The following is a 23678-nucleotide window of genomic DNA, read 5'->3' on the forward strand; positions in this document are numbered from 1 at the left end:
GTGTTTGGACTCCTCTTTATGGCACCATGAAAAAGAAAAGTGGAGGGATTGTCCATGCTAGACTTTCTGATGAATGATATTTTAGGAACACCTGCAATCTTGGTCGGACTCTTCGCTTTATTCGGCTTGTTGCTTCAAAAGAAAAATATGGCTGATATCATCGCAGGAACTTTGAAAACCACTATGGGTTTTATTATTCTAGGCGGTGGAGCTAGTATTTTAATTGGCTCTTTGGACGCTTTTAGCAAAATATTTACAGAGGCCTTTCATATTAACGGGGTTATTCCAAATAACGAGGCGATTGTAGCCATTGCCCAACAAACATTTGGGAAAGAAACAGCGATGATCATGTTCTTTGGTATGGTAGCAAATATTTTGTTTGCCCGCTTCACTCCGTTTAAATATATTTTCTTAACGGGGCATCATACGCTGTTCATGGCTTGTCTGTTATCCGCAGTATTATCCACAGGTGGTTTTACAGGTGTACCGTTAGTTATTATCGGATCGGTTTTATTGGGAGCTTTAATGGTTTTATCCCCAGCAATGACACAACCATATACTCGTAAAGTAACTGGTTCGGACGATTTTGCCATGGGTCACTTCGGATCTTTTGGATATCTAACAGCGGGCTTTATTGGAGCAAAGCTTGGCAATAAAGCAAAATCCACCGAGGATATTAAAGTTCCAAAATCTCTTGGCTTCCTGCGCGATACCTCGATTTCTATCTCTTTGACGATGGCACTCTTGTATTTGATTATTGCACCATTTGCTGGGCAGAGCTTTATCGAGACACAGCTCTCTAACGGCCAAAACTTCATTGTATATTCCTTTATTCAAGCGATCACTTTTGCAGCCGGTGTGTATATCGTGCTTGCCGGTGTACGTATGCTGATTGCAGAAATTATTCCTGCTTTTAAAGGAATTGCAGATAAAATTGTACCAAATGCAAAACCAGCGCTCGATTGCCCAACTATTTTCCCATTTGCACCAAACGCTGTGATTATTGGCTTCTTAGCTAGTTTTGTGGCAGGATTAATCGCCATGTTTATCTTGCCAGTGATCGGGCTTAAGGTTATCGTACCTGGTGTTGTTGGTCACTTCTTCACAGGTGCTGCGGCCGGTGTTTATGGAAATGCTACAGGTGGACGACGAGGTGCGATCATCGGTGCTTTTGTAAATGGACTATTGATCTCTCTCTTGCCAGCCCTATTATTGCCTGTGCTAGGTGGTCTAGGCTTTGAAGGTTCTACGTTCGGTGACGCTGACTTTGGAATTGTAGGGATTATTCTTGGAAAAATGATTACCTTGTTTCAATAGATAAAATAGTAAACAAATAAGTGCAGGCTAGTTTCGCTTTAGGTGAAACTAGCCTTTTTCATAAGGAAAAGCTCAAAATCCTACATGCAACAATGTATTTTGATTAGAGGAAGGTATTTTTTGGAGGAAGTTTGCAAAATCTGAGTAAAATACGGGCATAAAATAAAGAGTGCAAAGGAAGAGAAATCGCTTTATTCACGGATGACTGAAGCGGTTTTTTTGATCAAAAAAACCGAGTTTCTTCCTATTTATAATAGGGAACTGTGCAAAGGCTATAAAATGACCCTGCAAATTGTGCAAAAGCATCGTTCTTTTTGCAAATGAGAAATAGGAGTCATCAAGGGTTTTTGCAAGAAAAAAAGTAGCTGTCAAGAAATGGACGAGATTTGTAAGAGCTTACCGTTGATTTGTAGAAGAATTATGTATATAATCAAAAACAATCACAAACAATTAAAAACGATCGAATATTAATCATAAACGATCAATTGTGTGATTTTTACTAAAGGAGCGACAATAGAATGTTAACTCCAGAACGTCATCAGCTCATTTTGGCTTTACTCAAAGAAAAAGAAGTGGTTACTGTTCATGAACTGGTAAATGCCACGAACGCATCTGAATCTACAATTCGTCGGGATTTAAGCGAGTTAGAGGAAAAGCGTTATTTAAAGCGCGTTCATGGTGGAGCATCCATCTTACATCGCAAACTTGAAGAACCGACCGTGCTGGAAAAGGTAAAGAAAAGTGAACAAGAAAAAGTAGCGATTGCTGCTTATGCTGCTTCTCTCATCAAGGATAAAGATTCCATTTATCTAGATGCAGGTACGACAACAGAACAGATGATTCACCACATCACAGCTAAACAAATCGTAATTGTTACGAACGGTCTTAATATTGCCCTGACTGCCCGCCAATATGATTGCAAGGTTATTCTGATCGGCGGAGAGTTAAAAGCAGGTACGATGGCCGTGATTGGTAGAGGGGCTGCCACTGGAATGGGGCAATATCGCTTTGATAAATGCTTCGTCGGTATGAATGCCTTTGATCTCACACATGGCTTTACTACTCCTGATCCAGAGGAGGCCTATATTAAGCAATTGGCGCTTTCTTACTCAGATGAGAAGTATGTGCTGTGTGATTCACAAAAGTATGGAGAGGTGACGTTTGCTAAAGTAGCGGATCTCAGCGAAGCGATGATTATCACAGATGATCGCATAAATCCGACAGAAGCAGAGAAAGTAAGAAAACTAACAAGATGCAAAGTGGTGAAATTATGATTTATACGGTAAGTCTTAATCCTTCGATAGACTATCACATCTGGTTGCCAAGCTTGCAAGTAGGAAGAATTACCGGTGCAACAAAAGAAATTAAGATGGCTGGAGGCAAAGGGATTAATGTCTCCAAGGTATTAAAGAATTTAGGAAAAGAATCGGTGGCTCTCGGCTTTATCGGTGGATTTACAGGTGAATTTATTGCTCAGGAAATGGAAGCGCTTGATATATCCACTTCGTTTATCAAAGTAGAGGGAGATTCACGAATTAACGTCAAGATGAAAGCCGAGACAGAAACAGATATCAGTGGTGTTTCCCCGGAGATTCCAGAAGCAGCGTTTGCGCAATTGATGGACCAAATCCAAAGTTTGCACAAAGAAGATTATTTAGTGCTAGCAGGCAGCGTGCCTAAAAGCCTAAAAAGCGATACCTACGAAATAATGATGGACGTTCTTGCAAAGAAGGGTTTGCAAATTGCACTAGATGCCAGCGGAGATGCTTTAAAAAGCGGTATAACCAAAAAACCATTTTTTATTAAACCCAACCATCATGAGCTAGGCGAATTATTTGGAGTAACCATTGCCACACCGATGGAAGCCTATCAGTATGCTAAGCGCATAATCGATCAGGGAGTCGAGAATGTCATTGTTTCATTGGCTGGTAAAGGAGCAGTCTTTGTCAACCAAGAAGGCGCTTACGTCGCCGAATTTCCTGAGAGTAAGCCAGTCAATTCGATTGGAGCAGGGGATTCTGTGGTTGCAGGCTTTTTATACGCTACATGCGAGCAGATGCAAGGGGCAGAAGCTTTTCAGTTTGCGATTGCTTGTGGTACTGCAACAGCTTTGTCCGAAGGTTTTTGTACACCAACGACTATCGCGAAATACTTGCCAACCATCCAAGTGGCAAAAATATAGAACCAGGGGGACAAGAAATGCGTATCTTAGACATGCTGCGAGCAGATACTATTGTTATGCAACTATCTGCAACCTCCAAGGCAGAGGTCATTCAAGAATTGATTGACCAATTGGATCAAGCAGATTGCCTGAACGATAAAGATGGAATGAGAGAAGCAATCTTAGCCCGTGAGGCTCATGCTTCAACAGGAATTGGTGAAGGAATTGCAATTCCACATGCCAAAACTGAGGCGGTAAAAAAACCAAGTATTGCGTTTGGCTACTCCCGTGAAGGAATAGATTACGATGCATTGGACGGACAAAAATCGCACTTATTTTTTATGATTGCAGCTACTGCCGATGCTAACCAGGCGCACTTAGAAACCTTGGCACATCTGTCAGAAATGCTAATGGACGAGTCCTTCCGAAATCAATTGACTCAGGCTACTAGCAAGGAAGAATTACTAAAAATGATTGCGAGAAAAGAAAAGGAAAGTCATAATGTAGAGGAGCCTTCTGTTTTACCAGGTGAAACAGGACGAGTAAAAGTTGTCGCTGTGACAGCTTGTCCAACAGGAATCGCTCATACTTATATGGCAGCCGATGCCTTGAAAAAGAAGGCGGAAGAAATGGGTATAGCCATCCGGGTAGAGACAAATGGTTCCGGTGGTGCAAAGAATAAATTAACATCTGAAGAGATTGAACAGGCAGATGCGGTAATCGTTGCTGCTGACAAACAGGTCGATATGGACAGGTTTAAGGGCAAGGTAGTGATTGAGGTGCCGGTAGCTGATGGAATTCGTAAGGCAGAGGACTTGATTACACGAGCAGTAAATCAAGATGGCCCAGTCTACCAAGGTAGCACGTCAACGTCTTCCGCAGATTCCTCTGAAGATAAGTCAGGCAGATCAGGTTTCTATAAGCATTTGATGAGCGGTGTATCCAACATGCTGCCATTGGTGGTTGGTGGAGGTATCATCATCGCTATTAGCTTTATGTTTGGGATAAATGCAGCCAATCCGGATGATCCCACTTTTAACCCGATTGCCAAGCTGTTGAGTGACATCGGTGGTGGTTCCGCTTTCAAACTGATGATCCCTGTACTAGCGGGTTATATTGCCATGAGTATTGCTGATCGACCAGGTTTAGCCCCTGGTTTAGTTGGTGGATGGCTAGCCGCGGAAACAGGCTCCGGATTTTTAGGTGGATTAATTGCTGGTTTCCTTGCCGGCTATTTGGTGGTAGGATTGAAAAAAGCATTCTCTGGTTTACCGCAGTCTCTTGAAGGTATTAAACCAACTCTGTTGTATCCGTTGTTTGGTATCTTGCTTACCGGTCTAGTGATGCTTGGTGTTATTTCACAGCCGGTCGCAGCGCTTAATAACTGGTTAACGGATTGGCTAAGTAATATGGGACAAGGGAATGCTGTCATTCTTGGCATTGTAGTTGGTGCTATGATGGCTGTTGATATGGGCGGCCCTGTGAATAAAGCCGCATTTACATTCGGTATTGCTATGATTGCAGCAGGAAACTACGGTCCGCACGCCGCAATTATGGCGGCTGGCATGACACCCCCATTAGGAATTGCATTGGCAACGACTTTGTTCAAAAAGAAATTTACTGCACAGGAAAGAGAAGCAGGTAAAACCGCATATATTTTAGGAGCTTCCTTCATCACGGAGGGTGCAATTCCGTTTGCAGCAGCAGACCCAACACGCATAATTCCGGCAACAGTTCTGGGCTCCGCTGTAGCAGGTGGCTTGTCGATGTTCTTTGGATGTACACTACCAGCTCCTCACGGGGGAATGTTTGTTCTTCCGGTTGTAGGGAATGTTGGGATGTATATTGTGTCAATTTTGGTAGGGACATTGATTACTGCCTTGATGATCAATATACTAAAAAAAGAAGTTCATGAATAACTAAATTAACGAGAAAAAGGAGAAATATTCCATGTTAACAAAAACTTGCGTAATTCAAAACCCTGCTGGCTTGCATGCTCGTCCGGCAACAATGTTCGTACAAAAAGCAACTTCTTTCTCTTGCGATGTAAATTTAATTAAAGGCACTAAAAAAATTAACGGTAAAAGCATCATGGGTGTTATGACACTTGCAGCGAAAAAAGGCGACGAAATCGTACTTGAAGTAAGTGGCGAAAACGAAGCTCAAGCTCTAGAAGAATTGGGCGCGATCCTAGAAAGTGCAAAAGAATAGTTAGGAGATGATCCGTCTTGCTTTGTAAAGGTATTGCAGCAGCCCAAGGGATCGCTCTTGGTCGAGCTTTGGTAAAGGTAGAAGAAACCCTCTCTTATACACGTAAAACACTTGCAGCGGATCAAGTGCCTGCTGAAGTGGCGCGTTTGAAAGAGGCTTTGAATAAAACCAACTCCCAATTAGAAGCGATTAAACAAAAAGCGCTTCGTGACATTGGGGAAGCAGAAGCAAAAATCTTCGAGGCTCACCAACTGTTCCTGGAAGATCCAGAATTCGTTGGAGCAATGGAAGGTAACATCGAGAATGATAAAGTGAACGCTGAAGCAGCTTTAGAAGATGTTCGCGACATGTTCGTTGGCATGTTTGAGAGCATGGACAACGAGTATATGCGCGAGCGTGCAGCAGACCTGCGTGATGTAAGTCAACGAATTCTAAAGAACTTGCTAGGTGTGGAAGACACTTTGGTTGGTGACTCCAAAGAACCAGTAATTCTGGTTGTTCATGACCTGACACCATCCGATACCGCACAACTTGATAAGAGCAAAGTGAAAGCGTTTGTAACCAATATTGGTGGTCGGACTTCTCACTCTGCGATTATGGCACGCACGATGGAAATCCCTGCGATTACCGGTCTTAACGATATCACTGAAAAAGTTCAAACCGGCGATATGTTGATTGTTGACGGTGAGACGGGTGATGTATACGTAAACCCTGAACAAGAGCTCATTGCTACGTACCAGAAAAAATTAGAAGAGTACGAAGCACAAAAAGCCGCTTGGGCACAATTAATTAATGAGCCATCTGTATCTAAAGACGGTCATCATGTTGAATTAGTTGCGAACATCGGAAACCCTCATGATGCCGAAGTAGCTGATAAAGCGGGCGCTGAAGGTATTGGTTTGTTCCGTACAGAATTCTTGTACATGGGCCGTGATAACTTCCCGACTGAGGAAGAACAATTTGAATCATATAAAGCCGTAGCACTTACGATGGACAACAACCGTCCTGTAGTTATTCGTACGTTGGATATCGGTGGAGATAAAGAGCTTCCATACTTACAATTGCCGCATGAAATGAATCCATTCCTAGGCTACCGTGCGATCCGCATTTGCTTAGATCAAGTGGACTTGTTTAAAACGCAATTGCGTGCCCTTTTACGAGCAAGCGCATTTGGTAACATTAAAATTATGTATCCAATGATCGCTACGTTAAAAGAGCTGCGTCAAGCAAACGCAATCTTAGAAGAAGTGAAAGCAGAGCTGCGCGATAAAGGTATTGCCTTTAACGATGAGATTGAAGTGGGAATGATGATTGAAATTCCTGCAGCGGCTGTCATTGCTGATCAATTGGCTAAAGAAGCTGACTTCTTCAGTATTGGTACAAATGATCTAATTCAATACACCATGGCATGCGACCGTATGAACCAACAAATTTCTTATCTGTATGATCCGTATAACCCTGCGGTATTACGTTTGATTAAAAACGTGATTGATGCTGCTCATAAAGAAGGAAAGTGGGCTGGTATGTGCGGAGAGATGGCAGGAGAAGAATATGCATTGCCAATCCTTCTTGGCTTTGGACTTGATGAATTTAGCATGAGTGCACCTACTGTATTGCGTGCACGTCATATGCTAAAACAACTAAGCTATGCAGAGCTTCAAGCAGTAGCTGAGCATGTACTTAGCTTAGAGAGCGGCGAAGAAATTCGTAACTATATCAAGGTTAATGTATTGGACAAGTTATAAGGTAAGCATGAAGCAGGCTGTTGAGATTAACTCTCAATGGCCTGTTTTTTTATATCGAATAGGGGAGGATTAACTTTTGTAGATATTTTACATAAAAAATGCAAAATATCCCTTTTTTCTCTTGTGTTGATAATGATAATCGTTTACATTTATAGATGAGCACTATCAATTTTTATTAAATAATCTAAATATCTACTTTTTTGGTAAAAAAAGCGTAGCAAGCAAAAGGAGTTGCAATATGAAGCATGTTAAAGATATTGCCGAACACGCAGCTATGCAAAGCTTTCTGAACTGCTATCTCCGGGAAACAGGAAACGGCAGATGGGTGACGACAAATGGAGAAAAATATCTTCATGTGCCGTTGATGTCTCAGAAAATGGATTTATACGTCAAGGCCAGCTATCAATCGCCGACAGGAAGGCATCAATTTGACTATCCAGCCTTTTATCAGAGCAGAGAAGAGGCTCCAGTCGTTGAAGCTGATTATGTCACGATGACCGTATTATTGGTTAAGGAATTGTCGTTACAGCATGGAACGAAGGCAGTACCGGACGAGCTGGTATTGCGAGTTATTCAGAGCCGCCAAAATATGGAGAGATACTTAGCGGCTCGCTATGACGACAGAGAAGAGCTATATGGCTTTGAAATGGATTTCATTACGGCTGAGCAAGCTTTACTCTTTGGACACCTTTTCCATCCTACACCAAAGAGTCGGCAAGGCATTCCTGATACAAAGCAGGCTGTTTTTTCGCCAGAACAAAAAGGAGCTTTTCCTCTGCATTATTTTGCAGCCCATCACTCTTTAGTCTTAGAAGGATCAGGACTTGGGCAATCTGCTACTGAGATTATCAAAGCGGAGCTGGGGGAGGAAGTGCTAGAGCAAGATGGGATTAGGCAATATGCAAAAAAGGAAGATTACTCACTTATCCCTCTGCATCCTCTACAGGCGGAATGGATGCTGGAGCAGCACTCCGTTCAAAAGTACATCAAACGTGGGCTGCTCCATAATCTAGGCCCTCTAGGTGAATGCTATCAAGCTACTTCTTCATTGCGAACGGTTTACCATCCGGATAAGAGCTTTATGATAAAGCTTTCTATTCCTGTTAAGGTGACCAATTCCTTACGTGTTAACAAACGATCAGAGCTAGAAAGCGGTGTAGAAGCAAAAAAGGTGCTGGATATGTTGCAAGAGGATATGAGTAAACAATTCCCGGGATTTGCTTTTATACACGATCCAGCTTATATCACACTCAAGCTGGACGAGCAGGATGAATCAGGATTTGAAGTCATCCTTCGTCATAATCCCTTCCAGGGTAGTGCGGCTGAAAATGCTACCGTGCTGGCTGCTCTCATTCAAGACCCATTACCGGGACAAAAGAGTAGACTAGCCGTTATTATTTTACAGCTTGCGAAACAGGAGGGACGGACGCCTTCAGAGGTAAGTCTTGAGTGGTTCCGCCGTTATTTAGAGATTTCACTCAAGCCAATGGTATGGCTTTATCTCAAGTGGGGAATTGGCTTAGAAGCTCATCAGCAGAACAGTATCGTCAAGCTCCAAGACGGGTATCCCAGCCAATTTTACTACAGGGATAATCAAGGATATTATTACTGTCAGTCAATGAAGGAATTGTTATCACGCAATTTTCCCAATCTTGGCGAAACGAGCAAGAATGTAACCGAAGACAGCTTAGTGGACGAGCGGTTGCGTTATTATTTGATTTTTAATCATATGTTTGGGCTTATTAACGGCTTTGGGTCTGCGGGATTAATAGATGAACAGCAGTTATTAGACGAGATGCGTAGTGTGTTACAAGAATTTTTGCCATTAAATCGAGAACCATCTCAATTTTTACATAGCCTGCTGACATCTGAAAAGCTTGCTTGCAAGGCGAATTTACTTACTCGTTTTCATGATGTGGATGAACTAGAGAGTGACGAGAGCAATTCTGCTATTTTTGTTAAGATCGATAATCCGCTTGCAAAAGCAAGGGAGCGTCAGATAGAGCTTGAAGCTGTAAACCAACTGGCACTACGTTAACAAAATGAAAATGACTTGTTGATAATGGAGGCTTTGGTCATGCAAGTAACTGACTGCGATGTGAACATTGGACAAGCCATTCGCTCCGAACAACACATAAAGGTGCGGAGAAGAGTGTTTCGTCAATGTATCGAATCTATGATTTATGAAGGAATTTTGACTCCTGAGACACAGCTAGAAGAGACATTTACACCTACCACTATCTCAGGATGGGATGAACACGACCAACCGGTAGCTTACCGATGCTGGGCGCGACGGACTATGACATTTGGAATGATTCGGCTTCTACCATCTAAACCGCTGATGCGCGTTGTGGGAAAGAAAGAGCAGGAGGCAGAGTCGATTACGCGTTTTTTAATGGATATATTCCGTAAAAGAGACGTGAATGAGCAAAAGCTAGCCTCGTTTGCTCAGGAGTTGGAGCAAACCCTGCTGAAGGACACACTAGCCCAGTACAGTCGGTCAGAACGAAACGTGTGGTTAAGAGGAAAAAGTTACGACGAACTGGAAGGGGACCTGATGGACGGTCACCCCTATCATCCTAGCTACAAATCCCGTCTAGGATTCGATTACCTTGACCATTACGCATATGGACCAGAGTTCAAACAGGAAGTGCAGCTATTATGGCTAGGCATACATAAACAGTATGCCCATGTAAAAATAGATGAGGATATGGAGATTCAGCAGTTTTTATTAGATGAATTAGGAGCAGAGAAGAGAGAAGCTTTTCGTTCGGTTTTCGTTCAACAAGGATGCGACCCTGAGGAGTATGATATGGTACCTGTGCATCCATGGCAGTGGCGCAAACATATCGTTCCTGCTTTCCAGGCTGATTTGCATGCCAAAAGAATTGTGGAGCTGGGATTCTCCAGCGATCGCTATCGGCCTCAGCAATCAATTCGAACCTTTACCAACAGCAGCAATCCAATTAAACCTTATGTAAAGCTAGCGATAAATGTGGTCAACACGTCCGCGGCTCGTCATTTAACCCCTCATTCACTTGCTAGTGCGCCGCTCATTTCTCGTTGGTTAAAGGGAATGCGAGATTCAGATCCATATTTAAAAGACGAGATGAAGCTGGTTATGCTTGGGGAATTTGCGACTGTTTGCTATGATCCACCCCCTCCAGCCGATTTGGTTGAAATGGTGACGTTTGGTGTGATCGGATGCATGTGGAGAGAAAGCTTACATCAATACTTGGAGCCTGATGAAGAAGCTGTGCCTTTTAATGCTTTATCTGCGAAAGAGTTAGATGGAGTCCCGTTTATTGATCCATGGATTCGAGAGCATGGTATAGAAAATTGGCTGAGACAATTGGTTGAAAAAAGTGTGCTTCCAGTCGTTCATTTGCTAATCAAGCATGGAATTGCACTGGAATCTCACGCTCAGAACATGATACTGATCCATCGAAACGGGGTTCCAGTTCGAGTTGCATTGAAGGATTTTCATGAGGACTTGATTTACTGCAAACCATATCTGAACGATCCGGAAGCATGTCCTGATTTTGCCAAGGTACATGAATTTTACGAAACGGTTGAGCCTAATGTCATGTTTCACATGGACGACCCTTCGCTTGTACGAGACTTGACGTTAGAAACGCTATTTTTAATTAATTTAGGTCAATTGGCGCTTTTGTTGGCGGAACATTATGATTTTGCAGAAAGCAGATTCTGGATGCTTCTTGCTCAAATGATTGAGAGATATCAAAATCGTTTTCCTGAGCTCAAGGAACGATTTGAGATATTTGAATTATTTGTTCCAAGCATCCTGGCTGAGCAATTAACCAAACGACGTCTGCATCCTGATAATGTGACGCATGTACATCAGGTGCCCAATGCCCTGTATCAAGCTAGAGAAAGCCTCCGGGCTACCCCTCTAGGAGGTGATAAGCCATGTTAATCATCAATGACAATGAAATCGGTTCAAATCAATTTGATTCCCGATTGCTGAGCTATTCAGGAATGCCTCATTTTCAAAAACCAGAGGGAAAACGATACGCCTTATGCTTGTCCGACGCTTTAGACATTATTAGTCTTGTCCTCTATTTACGTGACCATGGTGGTTCTGTTCTGCTCATTCATGGAGAAACGCCAGAGAAGACAGCTTATCAAATGGCAATGGATGGCCAATGCTACGGGTTTATCTACCATGTTCCCGAAAATTTTGTGTTGGTTCCGAAAGAAGGGGCGATAGAGCAGGAACCTTCTGTTTACCAATACAGCTCAGGAACAACTGGTCAACCAAAGCTGGTAAGGCGTAGCTGGCAGGAAATCAAAGTAGAAATGTCGGCGTATAATCAGGTGCTTCATGCATACGAGGAATTAATCCCGATAGTCATGGCGACAGTTACTCATTCCTATGGCTTAATTTGCGGGGTATTGGCTAGTTTGGAACGCGGAAGTAAGCCGTTGGTGGTTACTCATAAGAATCCTAAATTTGCCTGGGAGGTTATTAAAAGGACCCCAAAGCACGTCGTTTACGGGGTGCCGTTGTTATTCCACGTCTTATCCAGCTTTACCAATGAAGCAGTTCGCTTTCATCGGATCATGACCTCTGGAGCCCCAATGCCGGAGCAATTGTTTGCAAGGCTGCAAGGCATGACTGATACGATGATGCAACAGTATGGTTGCTCAGAGACAGGGTGTATAAGTATCAGTGAACAGATGACCTCTCATGTTGATCTGGGGAAACCTCTTTCACATGTGACGCTTACAGCAGGAATGGAAACGGACAATCCAGCCGAGATTACGGCTACGATCCATAATAAGACGATCTATACACAGGATTTGGGGTATTGGCAAGAAGGGCATATTCAATTTGTTGCCCGAATGGATGACGTAATTAATGTATCAGGATTAAAGGTGTTTCCCATGGAAGTAGAGGAAACGATTTTGAAGCTCGGCGGGGTTAAAGAGGCTGTTGTTTATAGAGGCCAGCATCCTGTAATGGGTGAGGTAGTCAAGGCGATGGTTGTGGCTGATGAGAGTATCACTCCTTCTAGCATTCGAGAATGGTGCTTACCGAGGCTGCCAGCTTACAAGGTTCCTTTTGAAATTAGATGTGTACAAAGGATTCCGAAAACACCAAATGGTAAAGTAAGTCGTCGCTTGTTAGAAATGGAGGAAGCTGTTCATGAAGCGTGAGGAAAGAATGGAACAAGTGAAGGAAATCATTACGACGAAGCTAAAATTGAAGCACCTGGTCAGCCTAGATGAATCCATGCGATTACAGGAGGATTTATTCATAGATTCAATCATGCTTCTTCAATTGATTGTTTATATTGAGGAAGAGATGAAGTTGATGGTTCCGGCAAAAGAATTGGACCCGCGCACTTTTCTTACTGTAGGATCGTTGCTTGATTTTATTGAGCAGCTGCAGCCAGTTCATTCTAATGCTTTATCGTCTACTGCGGAATAGATTTTTCGATTTTGTACCAATATGTACAGCTCAGGGGGATTTCATGGTTAAGGTTCATTGCTTAATTAGTTGCTTTTGTGAAGTGATCAAACGATATACACATGTGGATTACCGCCCTTATTACTTTGGGGTGTGGGATGCTGATTTTGTTAAAAAGGAAGACGGAGTTCTAACCTACTACACAGACAATCATGAACCAATTATAAATGGATTTGAACACCTTTTTAGTGCTAACGTACAGGAATGGTACGATTCTGATAAAGATAAAGAAAGTAATTTGCAAACCTTTTTAGAGCTTCTTGATTCGCGTAACGAGCATCAGTTTGTGCTTGTACAGATAGATATGTCGCTTATTCCTGAACGCGATAATAAATTTGCCTTAAAACCGTTCCCTCATTTTCTGATGGTCTCTAAGACAGAGAATGAAGACGAATGGTTTATGTTTGACCCAGATTTTCGCTGGGAGGGAAATGTGAAAAAGGCAACAGTTATAGAAGCATTCCTGCAAAATCCATTCGGAGGAGGCTATTTATTTGATGCTAGGGATATCACAGCACCCTCTTATGAAAAAACAGAGCAATACTTTCATGCCACCTTTCAACGAAATCATAATGAATTTACAAGTAGTCTGAAAGAACTGATCACGGATATGGCAGAGGAGAGAAATGGATATACCCTCGATATGCTCCTACCGGCTGTGAAACAAGTGAAAGTGATTGCGATCCGAAAATATAGTTATGAGTATGCATTTATGTTTTTTAAAGATTATCTCCAGTATTCTCGTGATGAATTTTTACGATTAGCGTATCAGATTGAGGATGTTGTCCAAGCATTCACCACGGCGCAATATCTAGCGGTAAAAATGTCTATGACGAAAAATCTGGCACTTCTACCTCCGATCATTGAGGCGCTAGAGGAAGCCGATGCGATTGAACTGCAAATTAAAGAAGAGCTAGAGAGACAGTTTGTGCAATGGACATTGATGGATAGGGCAGCAGTGACTCTTAATGAAGAGGAATGGAGGTAGGGTTGATGAAATTTTCACTATGTACAATTTCTTTTCGCCATCAGCTAATCTCTTTTGCCGATATGGTTGATTTTGCCAAGCGACATGATTTTGATGGCATTGAATTATGGGGGATTCATGCTCAGCATTTGTATGATGGAAATCGAGAAAAAGCCGAAGAACAGCTTCGTATTTTAACAAAGCATGACATGCAGGTATCGATGCTAAGCGACTATTTAGATATATCTTCTCATCAGCCATTTTCCAAAACAATGGATAAGGGGAAACGGTTAGTCTCCCTAGCAAAGTGGTTAGGGGTCAATCGCATTCGGACATTTGCAGGGCAAAAGGCTAGCGCTGAGGTATCGGCAAGCGAGCGAGCATTATATGTAACGTATTTGCGCGAGCTATGCGAACTATGTGGAGAAAATGGGATGGAACTGCTCTTAGAGACGCATCCCAACACTTTGACAGATGATCTTGCTTCTACGCTGACTCTTTTAGAGGAAATTACCCATCCAGCGGTTGCTATCAACCTTGACTTTTTGCATATTTGGGAATCTGGTGCCGATCCGATCGACAGCTTTGAAAAGCTACAGCCTTGGGTGCGCCATTATCATCTGAAAAATATCGTTTCAACTGAGTATCTGGGAGTTTTTCAGCCGAATAATGTTTACTCGCCGAGTGGAAGTAGGGAAGGGATTGTTCCATTAGCATACGGAGCAGTAGATTATAGTTCTATTCTTGAGGTGATTGCAAAGACAGAATATTTTGCTTCAATCGAATGGTTCGGTCCCAACCCCGCTAAGGTTTTACGCGAAGAGATGAGATGGTTGCGCCAGCAGGTGCCGGCTCAGTCATTAAGCCTTTTATAGAAAGACACATACATTCAAAATAGTTAGTCGCATAATACAAAAAGATAGCCATTCCGGCTATCTTTTTGTATGGAGAAAACTTGAAAAAGCATAATCTGTTTCAGTAAACGCATAACATGGTTAAGAACCTTTGAGGTTAAATACTGTTGTATCGTTATCTCTAATGAAATGTGATGAAACAACAAAGTAAAAGGAGGATACCATGTTTAACAGCGTTTTTAAATGGATTTCTGCTGGAGCTGCCTTCGTGCTATTTTTATCCACCGTACACACAGACGTATGGGCAGCATCTAAGGCACAGGTGATTGTACCGATCGCCGAAGTCAAAGATAACAATCACACGAGCACAGAACAAGAACCAGATCCATTTAACGAACCAAACACAAAGTCAAAGAAAGGACAACAAAAACCAGATGTCTCATCCCAGAAGGATTCTGCTGAATCGGAGGGAAAAACCAAGGAACCACTCAAGGAACCGCCTAAGAAACAATCTTTGCCCTTTCTAACACCCCCATCACTCCCCGCAAAGAGTAATGCTTCCACAACTGATACAATCACCTTGAAGGAAGCAAAGAAGCTCTTATCACAGTTTTCCCTAACGCCTGACAGGCTTGCCATTCACGTAAATCACTGTGTCGATGTGACTTTGGTAGCTCCTGCTACAGAGCTAGACTTTAAAGTAAAAAGCGATAATCCAGACGTAGCCATTATCACGGAACAAGCTGCTGACCGACTGCGAATACAGGGAAACTCTCCTGGTAAGGCCCGTTTTTATGTTTTCATAGATAAAGCCTCTCCTGCCTATATCGGCGAGGTGCAAGTATATGCGAATACCGATGTCAATCAAGACGGGCTGCTAACCCCTGAGGATGTAGCGTTTGTCCAAAAACACATGGGTAAAGATAAGAATGATCCTGCTTGGGAAAAAATCAAAAACGCTGATGTCAACGGAGACGGAAAGATTGATGGTCTCGATAAAAAATTGGTGCAACAGCAGCTTGATCAGTATAAACATGTACCTTCGTATGAACACGTCATGTTGATTGGTATCAGCGGACTTGGTAACGCTAACAAAAAGATTTCTACTCCAAACATGGATAGCCTGATTAAAAACGGGTCATATACGTATGCCGCCAAGCCTGTAGCTGAGCAAAAAAGTGCAGAAAACTGGGCAAGCATTTTACTTGGAGTCCCACCTAAGGAACATGGTATTACTAGCAGCAATATAGATACGAATTTACGTACAGCATATAGTCCACATGCTTCTGTGATTCGGTGGTTACACGAGGAAAGACCGGCAGCTCATATCGGGGTTTTTACAGCTAACGCAGATATACGCCGAGGGATTTTAGAAGAAGAGTTAGCAAAGGTCGGCCAAATTACCATGAACACTGGTAGTCATGATTTAGCTGATGCAGAAGTAGCTAAGCAAGCGGCATCGTATCTTTTACATCAAGGCAATAAAAATAGATTAACGTTTGTACAATTACAAGGTCCAAAGCTAGCGGCAAATCAATATGGCTATTACTCAGCACAATACGTAGACGCCGTGCGAAGGGTTGATCAGGAATTGGGACTTATACTAAAGGCGCTAGAGATACAGAAACAAAAAAATAAATCCTTAATTCTATTGGTAACGGATGAAGGTGCTGATGTAGATTCACCCGCTTCGACGAGCAAATTTAACAGGCTCACATGGGTAGCAGCCGGACCGGGCATAAAGCAGGGCAACAATCAAAATTCAATTTCAAACATGGATACGGCGGCAGTTATTGTAGAAGCGCTAAAGCTAAATAATCCAACTGTTTTCGCAGCAAAAGCACCGGGAGATATATTTAGTAAAGAGGCGAAGATTAAGAGTATTCGAATCAATAAATCAAGAATTAGATTGGATAAGGGCGATACCGTTACGGTTCGAGCCGTTATTTCTCCTAAGGATGCGTCTAATCAAAACATCGAATGGAAAAGCAAAAACAAACGAATCGCGACTGTAAAAGACCGAGGGAAGGGAAAAGCTGAAATAAAAGGAAAGCGAGAAGGGACTACCTATGTCTACGTTGTTACTGATGACAAAGATAAAGAGGATAGAGTTAAGGTAATCGTCGAGGATGATTCTGATTCCAGAAAAAATTCTCGTAAAGACAAAGAAAATCAAAAAGAGTGGCAACGGGAAATGATAAGAGCTGTTGAAAAGGAGGACGGCAGGGTAATCTCAAGAGTTATTCATTTTGACAAAAAAGATAGCTACACTTTTACCATAGATGGGAGAATAGATACCAGCACGAAAGTCTTGCTCCGCTATGATGAAAAAAAGAATCGCTTAACTTATGTACCGGCTGATTTTGAATATATACGTGGTGAAACTAGAGTCAAAATTCGGGATAAGCGTTTGAGTGGGACCTTTGCTCTCGCAACCTTTACAAAGACATTTCGAGATATGTACGGACACTGGGCACGTCATGATGTAGAATGGCTGGCCAACAGATTAATAATCTATGGACAGTCTAGTAATCAATTTGTACCAGAACAACCAATTACCCGTGCTGAATTTGTGGCGATGGTAATAAGAGCGCTTGGAGAACAAGAAGGAAACGGCTCTCGCTTTAACGATGTTTATTCTTCCGCATGGTACGCTGGTGCTGTAGAGACAGCAAGAAGCCAAGGTTATGTTGTTGGCTACGAAAATCGCTTGTTTGAGCCAAATAAAACTATCACTCGTCAGGAAATGGCAGTAATTATGAAACGCATTATCGAAAAACGGGGACTTCGTGTAAAGATTACTACCGGTCAACAAGCTGCCTTTAATGCTGCATTCCATGATCTAGGCCAGCTTGCATGGGGAAAACAAGATATAGCAGAGGCTTATTATGCTGGACTCATTCAGGGTGTCAGCTCCGGGTATTTACAACCACAGGCAAATGCAACGAGAGCCCAGTGTGCGGTAATGATTAAACGAATGATGGGAAAACTTAACCTATTGTAGAGGAAAAGGATAGAGACAAGCATACGAATCGGAAATGAATCAAATGGCCCGGTTCGTATGCTTTTTTTACCGCGTATGCCGAATAAATATATTTTTCTTGTTAGAATGGCACGGGAAATAATGCTCTTACTCTATAAGGTTTCGAGGAATGAGGGTAAATATTTTTCAAAGGTTTCTCGATTGATACGTAAAAATTTAGACTGACCTTCATTTCGCATATGGATGAGCCCAGCTTCTCGTAAGGTTCGAAAATGATAAGAGGCATTAGATTTTGACATGTGACAAAGTTCACCTACCTCCCCGCACTTTGCCTCTTGTTCTTTTTGGAAAAGAACCCGAATGATCTGCAGGCGTGTTTCATCCGCCAACGCTTTTAAAATTTTTATTCGCTGTTTATCTTTAATTAAATTATTATACATGGAAAAATAATACAAAAAATAGGTATTATCTGCAAGTTTTTTATTTATGAAAAAACAATCATGCTGACCAAGTAATCCCATAGATAAATAGGCAAGCCCATCCTGCCAGAAAAGCCAGCCCACCGAGTGGAGTAATAGCACCTAGCTTACGAACGCCTGATAAACTCAATGCATATAAGCTTCCTGAAAAAAGAATGATTCCCACAAGAAACAACCATCCAGCAGCAGTAAGCAGTGTACTTGTCCCTAAGACTTTAAGCAAAACGGCTGTCATCACTAAAGCTAAAGAATGATACATTTGATATTGTGCACCGGTTTGAAAATTGGCTAGCATGTTATCGCTTAGCTTTCCTTTTAAACCATGAGCTGCAAATGCTCCTAGCGCCACAGATAGAAAACCACCTATGCCGCCTAGTATCATAAAGGTTTGAGCCATATTTCGTCTTCCTTTCTCGAATACTGTTGATTTACAAATATTGTACATCAATAACAAGGAAAACCACACCAATGCAAGCACATCGCAAGAAGTATCTTATTGATCAAGATGAATGTTTTGTTAAAAATGAAAGTATTTCTATTCGATATGGTGTTGGAGTGATACAATAGGGCTTATTATGAAGCAAGTCCGATATGCAAGGAAGGGAGAGAGGGAAGATGAAGCGTTTTTGGAAAATGAAAGAGCCAGTTAATACATGGACGCATTTTATAACGTTCCTGGCTGGCATTGTTGGTCTTGTGTTTTTGATCGTCTTGTCCCGTCACAATGTTTCCAAGCTGATCACATTAACAATTTTTGGTGTTAGCATCATCTTGTTATACGGTGCAAGCTCTTTATATCATTGGGTGAGAACAACGCCAGCAAAAGAAATGATGCTTAAGAAATTTGATCACATCGCGATTTATTTCCTCATCGCAGGCTCGTATACTCCGGTGTTTCACTATGGTTTATCAGGTGGCTGGAAATGGAGTATGCTCGCTGCCGTGTGGGTGTTAGCGCTGATTGGAATGTTCCTGAAAATTTTTTACATTCATGCACCGCGCTATGTTTCTACGGCTTTTTATGTGACGCTAGGCTGGATTGCGGTCGTTCCGTTTGTTCAACTCATCCATCATTTGCCGATTGGAGCAATCGCTCTCATTATTATTGGCGGCGTCATGTATACGATAGGAGCGATCATTTACGCAACCAAGATATTTGATTTTTTCCCAAATCGGTTTGGTTTTCATGAGATATTTCATTTGTTCGTGATGGCAGGAACCACACTTCATTTTATCATGGTAGTAAAGTACATTGTGCCCATCTAATCAAGCGTTTCTAAGGGGTTTTGTTGGTTGTAATTAGTTGCTTTTCATCAAAAGACATGATATTGTTATTACGTTGCGATGAAACGCCTATATCCGTGGGAAATTCGCGAGTAACCAATGGCGATGGACTTGATGCTCCATCCTTATCAATGCCATTTTTTTATAAAACACGAGAATGTGCAGGCATTAAGTGTGAATTCTGCTTAATGCTTTTTTTTGTGAAAAACGAGTGCTTACAGACGATCATTCCACTGATAGGTTTATCAGAAGCAAATAAAATATTAGAGGCTTATATACACAATAAAGTGGCAAACTATAAATGTTAGGTTTTCCGGCACTTATCGTGTATAAAGCATGAAGGATTTCATCCGTAAATAAAGGAGATTGAAAAAATTTGGCTACATTTAATGAATTAGGATTGAGTCCATCCGTACTTCGATCCATCAGTAACATGGGTTTTGAAGAAGCGACTCCTATCCAAGCTTTAACGATTCCAGTTGCATTAACAGGAAGAGACCTGATTGGTCAGGCTCAAACAGGAACAGGGAAAACCGTAGCATTCGGTATCCCAATGATTGAAAAGATTGATACCTCCTCTAACCACATTCAAGGGATTGTATTGGCTCCAACTCGTGAGCTTGCTGTACAGGTATCTGAGGAATTGATCAAACTAGGTCAATACACAGGTATTAAAACCTTGCCAATCTATGGTGGACAGGATATCATGCGTCAAATACGCGCATTGAAAAAGAACCCTCACGTTATCGTAGCAACTCCTGGACGTCTAATCGACCACATCAATCGTCGCACAATCCGTCTACAAAACATTCAAACCTTGGTATTGGATGAAGCTGATGAAATGCTAAACATGGGTTTCATTGAAGAAATCGAAAGCATTCTAGAGCAAATTCCAGACGAGCGTCAAACTTTGTTGTTCTCAGCAACAATGCCGCGCCAAATCGAATCTTTGGCACAGCGCTACCTGAAAAACCCAGAAAAAATTACCGTGAAAGCAAAAGAAGTAACGGTTCCAAACATTGAGCAAGTATACATGGAAGTTCAGGAAAAAATGAAGTTCGATGTAATGACTCGCTTATTAGATATACAGTCTCCAGAATTAGCTATCGTGTTTGGCCGTACGAAGCGTCGCGTTGATGAATTAAGCGAAGCCTTGAACAAGCGCGGTTATTCTGCAGAAGGCATTCATGGTGACTTAACACAAGCGAAGCGCGACAGTGTTCTTCGTCAATTTAAAGAAGGTACTATCGACATTTTAGTCGCAACAGATGTAGCAGCTCGCGGTTTGGATATTAGCGGTGTTACACACGTGTATAACTTTGATATTCCACAAGACCCTGAGAGCTATGTTCACCGTATTGGCCGTACAGGTCGCGCAGGTAAGACCGGGGTTGCGACTACATTTGTAACATCCCGCGAGATAGATCACCTGCGTATGATTGAACACGTTACAAAACGTAAAATGAGTCGTCGTCCTGTACCAACATTAACGGAAGCTATTGAAGGTGCACAGCGCATTGCAGTTGAAAAACTGTTGACTGTAATCGGTGAAGAAAACTACCGTGATTACCATGGTTTGGCAGAAAGTCTGCTTCAAGAAAATGATTCTGTTACATTGGTGGCAGCTGCTTTAAAAATGCTGACAAAAGAGCCAGATGTAACTCCAGTTCGTTTAACGGAAGAAGCACCTCTTCGTTCTAAAAAACGCCGTCCGTTTGGCGATGATAAGCGCGGTGGTGGTTCACGCCGTGGTTATGGCGATCGTCGTAGCGGCGGTAGCAACTATCGTGGAGGCCGTTCAGAAGGTGGTCGCCGTAGCGGTGATGACCGTCGTCGCAGCAGCGGCAGAACATCTAGCAGACCATCATCTGAAGGTAGAAAGCCTCGCGTATAGTTGTTGGTTCAACTGTAAACAGCTAATCTATATCTACAAGACGTGTATGATTGTCCGAATCCGACAGGAAAAAAGGGCTATCTACACGTCTTTTTTGTATGCCTGTAAAGGTAGATTTTTCAGAATATGCTTTTAACTTATCAAAAGACAGCGGAAAAGAAAAGGAAGTTTAACAAGTAAGCTATTTTTCAATAACAATCATGCTATAAGCTGGGATTTCTGGATTTATGTTGGCAGGAAATGAAACATTTACTGATTGAAAGGTTACATAATGCAGGTGGATAATAAGCAAAGAATATTGGTATTTGCTTATAAATTTATGAATTTATGCAGAGCACCAGGGATTATAAAGGAGGAACCGATACGTAATGAGTGTTTCCAATATAAAAAAGACCCGGCTATTGATAGTCATGATGGGTTCACTGCTGCTTTTAGGCAATCCGCTATTGGCTCAAGCGACTGAGGAGAAAGCTGTACATTCCCAAGCAAGTGAAAAAGAAAACAAGCATGAGCTAACTCCCGAAAAAGCTGGCGAGTTGGCTTTGGAACAAAATATTGATCTGAAGAAATTCCGCCTGGAACTTGATACGGCCGATATTAATGCTAATCAAGCCGTATATAATTCTGTAAAGATGAAGGAATCAAATATTTCATCGCTTGGCGAGGCTCAGCAGAAATATGTGCAAACAGCCAAAGCGGAAGCGGCGCGAAACATCCACAAATATATGCTACAGGCCATGGAAGATAAGACTAAGCTAGGTGCTGAGAAAGCTTTTTATGAGCTATGGCATGCTAAGCAAGATTTGCAGGTAAAGGAGCAAAGCTTAACTCGCGCACAAAAGCAGGTAGATACAGCAAACGCTTTATTTACAGCAGGTATCAAAGCTAAAAACGATGTTTTGCAGGCGGAAACAGGATTAGCCCAAGCAAAAGCTAATTATGAAGAAGCTCGCAATCAAGTCCACTTATCTACACTTTCATTAAATCAATTTTTAGCAGAAGACTTAACGAAAGAATGGGAGCTCTCTATACCTGAAGAAGATATCCGCGGCAAAGAGATTATTCCATTAGAAGAAGCCAAGCGTTTGGCTGTTGTTCAACGTGCTGAAATTCTGAAAAGTGACGAAGAAATAAAAGCGGCGAAAAAGAATGTAGATACGATAGAAAAATATTCAATCTTGTCCTCCTTCCAAGGACAGCTTGCCAAAAATGAATTGGAAACAGCAGAAATGAACAAGGAGCAAATCAAAAACGATATTTTGTTAGAGGTGACTCGAAACTATGAGGCTCTAACCTCCGCTAAACAAGGTATAGAGGCGCTTGATAAAGCAAGAGAAGCTTCCAAAGAGAATTATCGTTTAACACAATTACGCTATGAAAATGGCCTTGCCACAACCTTAGATGTTATGTCTGCAGAGGAGGATCTGGCAAAGAGGGCAAACGAATATGAAACAGCTCTACACAATTATCAGGTAGCATATCTCAACTACAAAAACTCAATGGGAAGGCCTGTTTCTTAATAAAGAAACGTATAAATTTTAAGTTTTTTTTAAGAACTTGTACCCTTTCTTGTTAAGATCCGTCTTATAAAATAGGACAAAGGATCAGACAAGAAAGGAAGAACATAAATGAAAGCGAATAAAAGCGCTGTAGAAACGACCACTTGTCTAGCTATGCAACGTTACGTTAGAGATAAAGTTCGGTTCTTTACTACATTTGTTAAATCTCCTCGCGAGGTAGGGAGTGTTACCCCAAGCTCTGCACGTTTATCTAGCAGAATGCTGGAAGGAATCGACTGGGCGAAAGTTACGTCAGTGGTTGAACTAGGCGCAGGAACAGGTGTGTTTACACAAAAACTGAAGCATAAAATTTCACCCAATACAAACGTGTTTGTCTATGAACAAGATGTAAAACTTCGAGCCGATTTACAAGAAAGATTTCCTTCATTTCACCATCATTGCGATGCTCAGTGCTTGTCAACAGACTTGAAGCAAGCTGGTGTAGAACAGGTAGATGTCATCATTAGCGGATTGCCGTTTATGAACTTTCCGCAGGAATTACGGGAACGGATTGTATCGGAGGTTATGCAATCGTTAAAACCAGGCGGCGCTTTCGTCGCTTTCCAGTATTCCTTACAAATGAGAAAACAACTGAAAGAGACCTTTCGTGAGGTATCTATCTCCTTTGAGCCCTTGAACATCCCTCCTGCATTTGTCTATCGGTGTCGTAAATAACAGACAATCTGATTGAGAAATAAGTAGAATGAACATACGGTGCTATTTGTTCACG

The 23678-nt window shown here is 42.0% G+C and carries 19 protein-coding genes; 17 read left to right on the forward strand and 2 right to left on the reverse strand.

The window, feature by feature from the left end:
• The first annotated feature begins 54 nt into the window (after positions 1-54).
• From QZ995_RS00120 to QZ995_RS00180, 13 genes are all read left to right on the forward strand, one after another.
• On the forward strand, positions 55-1317 hold the full coding sequence (locus QZ995_RS00120; RefSeq protein WP_301801602.1) for a PTS ascorbate transporter subunit IIC: 1263 nt from the start codon (positions 55-57) through the stop codon (positions 1315-1317).
• Positions 1318-1835: 518 nt separating this feature from the next.
• On the forward strand, positions 1836-2591 hold the full coding sequence (locus QZ995_RS00125; protein ID WP_301801603.1) for a DeoR/GlpR family DNA-binding transcription regulator: 756 nt from the start codon (positions 1836-1838) through the stop codon (positions 2589-2591).
• A complete protein-coding gene (gene pfkB, locus QZ995_RS00130; RefSeq protein WP_301801604.1) occupies positions 2588-3499 on the forward strand; it encodes a 1-phosphofructokinase in 912 nt (303 codons plus the stop codon). Before QZ995_RS00125 ends, pfkB begins: the two co-directional genes overlap by 4 nt.
• Before the next feature lie 17 nt (positions 3500-3516).
• Entirely contained in the window at positions 3517-5397 is a 1881-nt protein-coding gene (locus tag QZ995_RS00135) for a PTS fructose transporter subunit IIABC (RefSeq protein ID WP_301801605.1), read from the forward strand.
• Between the two features lie 31 nt (positions 5398-5428).
• Positions 5429-5689 (forward strand): HPr family phosphocarrier protein, encoded by a 261-nt coding sequence (locus QZ995_RS00140; protein WP_018671489.1) that lies wholly within the window; start codon positions 5429-5431, stop codon positions 5687-5689.
• A gap of 17 nt (positions 5690-5706) precedes the next feature.
• Positions 5707-7434, forward strand: coding sequence for a phosphoenolpyruvate--protein phosphotransferase (gene ptsP, locus QZ995_RS00145; RefSeq protein WP_301801606.1), 1728 nt, complete (start codon positions 5707-5709; stop codon positions 7432-7434).
• A gap of 238 nt (positions 7435-7672) precedes the next feature.
• Entirely contained in the window at positions 7673-9472 is a 1800-nt protein-coding gene (locus QZ995_RS00150) for an IucA/IucC family protein (RefSeq protein ID WP_301801607.1), read from the forward strand.
• A gap of 39 nt (positions 9473-9511) precedes the next feature.
• Positions 9512-11371 (forward strand): IucA/IucC family protein, encoded by a 1860-nt coding sequence (locus QZ995_RS00155; protein WP_301801608.1) that lies wholly within the window; start codon positions 9512-9514, stop codon positions 11369-11371.
• Positions 11365-12615 (forward strand): AMP-binding protein, encoded by a 1251-nt coding sequence (locus tag QZ995_RS00160; RefSeq protein WP_301801609.1) that lies wholly within the window; start codon positions 11365-11367, stop codon positions 12613-12615. The genes QZ995_RS00155 and QZ995_RS00160 overlap by 7 nt, the downstream gene beginning before the upstream one ends.
• On the forward strand, positions 12605-12889 hold the full coding sequence (gene asbD / locus QZ995_RS00165; RefSeq protein ID WP_301801611.1) for a petrobactin biosynthesis protein AsbD: 285 nt from the start codon (positions 12605-12607) through the stop codon (positions 12887-12889). Before QZ995_RS00160 ends, asbD begins: the two co-directional genes overlap by 11 nt.
• Before the next feature lie 43 nt (positions 12890-12932).
• Complete coding sequence (locus tag QZ995_RS00170; protein ID WP_301801613.1) at positions 12933-13916, forward strand: DUF6005 family protein; 984 nt, start codon at positions 12933-12935, stop codon at positions 13914-13916.
• A 5-nt stretch (positions 13917-13921) separates the two neighbouring features.
• Complete coding sequence (locus QZ995_RS00175; RefSeq protein ID WP_301801615.1) at positions 13922-14770, forward strand: sugar phosphate isomerase/epimerase family protein; 849 nt, start codon at positions 13922-13924, stop codon at positions 14768-14770.
• A 202-nt stretch (positions 14771-14972) separates the two neighbouring features.
• Positions 14973-17753, forward strand: coding sequence for an S-layer homology domain-containing protein (locus QZ995_RS00180; protein ID WP_301801617.1), 2781 nt, complete (start codon positions 14973-14975; stop codon positions 17751-17753).
• A 131-nt stretch (positions 17754-17884) separates the two neighbouring features.
• On the opposite strand, the gene QZ995_RS00185 is transcribed toward QZ995_RS00180, so the two are convergent.
• Together QZ995_RS00185 and QZ995_RS00190 are read right to left on the reverse strand one after the other, a co-directional pair.
• Positions 17885-18172 (reverse strand): ArsR/SmtB family transcription factor, encoded by a 288-nt coding sequence (locus QZ995_RS00185; protein WP_301802243.1) that lies wholly within the window; start codon positions 18170-18172, stop codon positions 17885-17887.
• A gap of 58 nt (positions 18173-18230) precedes the next feature.
• Positions 18231-18608, reverse strand: coding sequence for a DUF423 domain-containing protein (locus QZ995_RS00190; RefSeq protein WP_301801619.1), 378 nt, complete (start codon positions 18606-18608; stop codon positions 18231-18233).
• Between the two features lie 218 nt (positions 18609-18826).
• On the opposite strand from QZ995_RS00190, the gene trhA reads away from it, so the two are divergent.
• The 4 genes from trhA (at position 18827) to QZ995_RS00210 (ending at position 23623) form a co-directional block, all read left to right on the forward strand.
• Positions 18827-19477, forward strand: coding sequence for a PAQR family membrane homeostasis protein TrhA (trhA, locus tag QZ995_RS00195; RefSeq protein ID WP_301801621.1), 651 nt, complete (start codon positions 18827-18829; stop codon positions 19475-19477).
• 394 nt (positions 19478-19871) lie between these two features.
• A complete protein-coding gene (locus tag QZ995_RS00200; RefSeq protein ID WP_301801622.1) occupies positions 19872-21389 on the forward strand; it encodes a DEAD/DEAH box helicase in 1518 nt (505 codons plus the stop codon).
• Positions 21390-21757: 368 nt separating this feature from the next.
• Entirely contained in the window at positions 21758-22909 is a 1152-nt protein-coding gene (locus QZ995_RS00205; protein ID WP_301801624.1) for a TolC family protein, read from the forward strand.
• A gap of 108 nt (positions 22910-23017) precedes the next feature.
• A complete protein-coding gene (locus QZ995_RS00210; protein WP_301801626.1) occupies positions 23018-23623 on the forward strand; it encodes a class I SAM-dependent methyltransferase in 606 nt (201 codons plus the stop codon).
• Positions 23624-23678: the final 55 nt, after the last annotated feature.

The organism is Brevibacillus laterosporus (genome assembly GCF_030489605.1).
In the GTDB taxonomy this organism is placed as follows: Bacteria; Bacillota; Bacilli; order Brevibacillales; family Brevibacillaceae; genus Brevibacillus_B; species Brevibacillus_B laterosporus_E.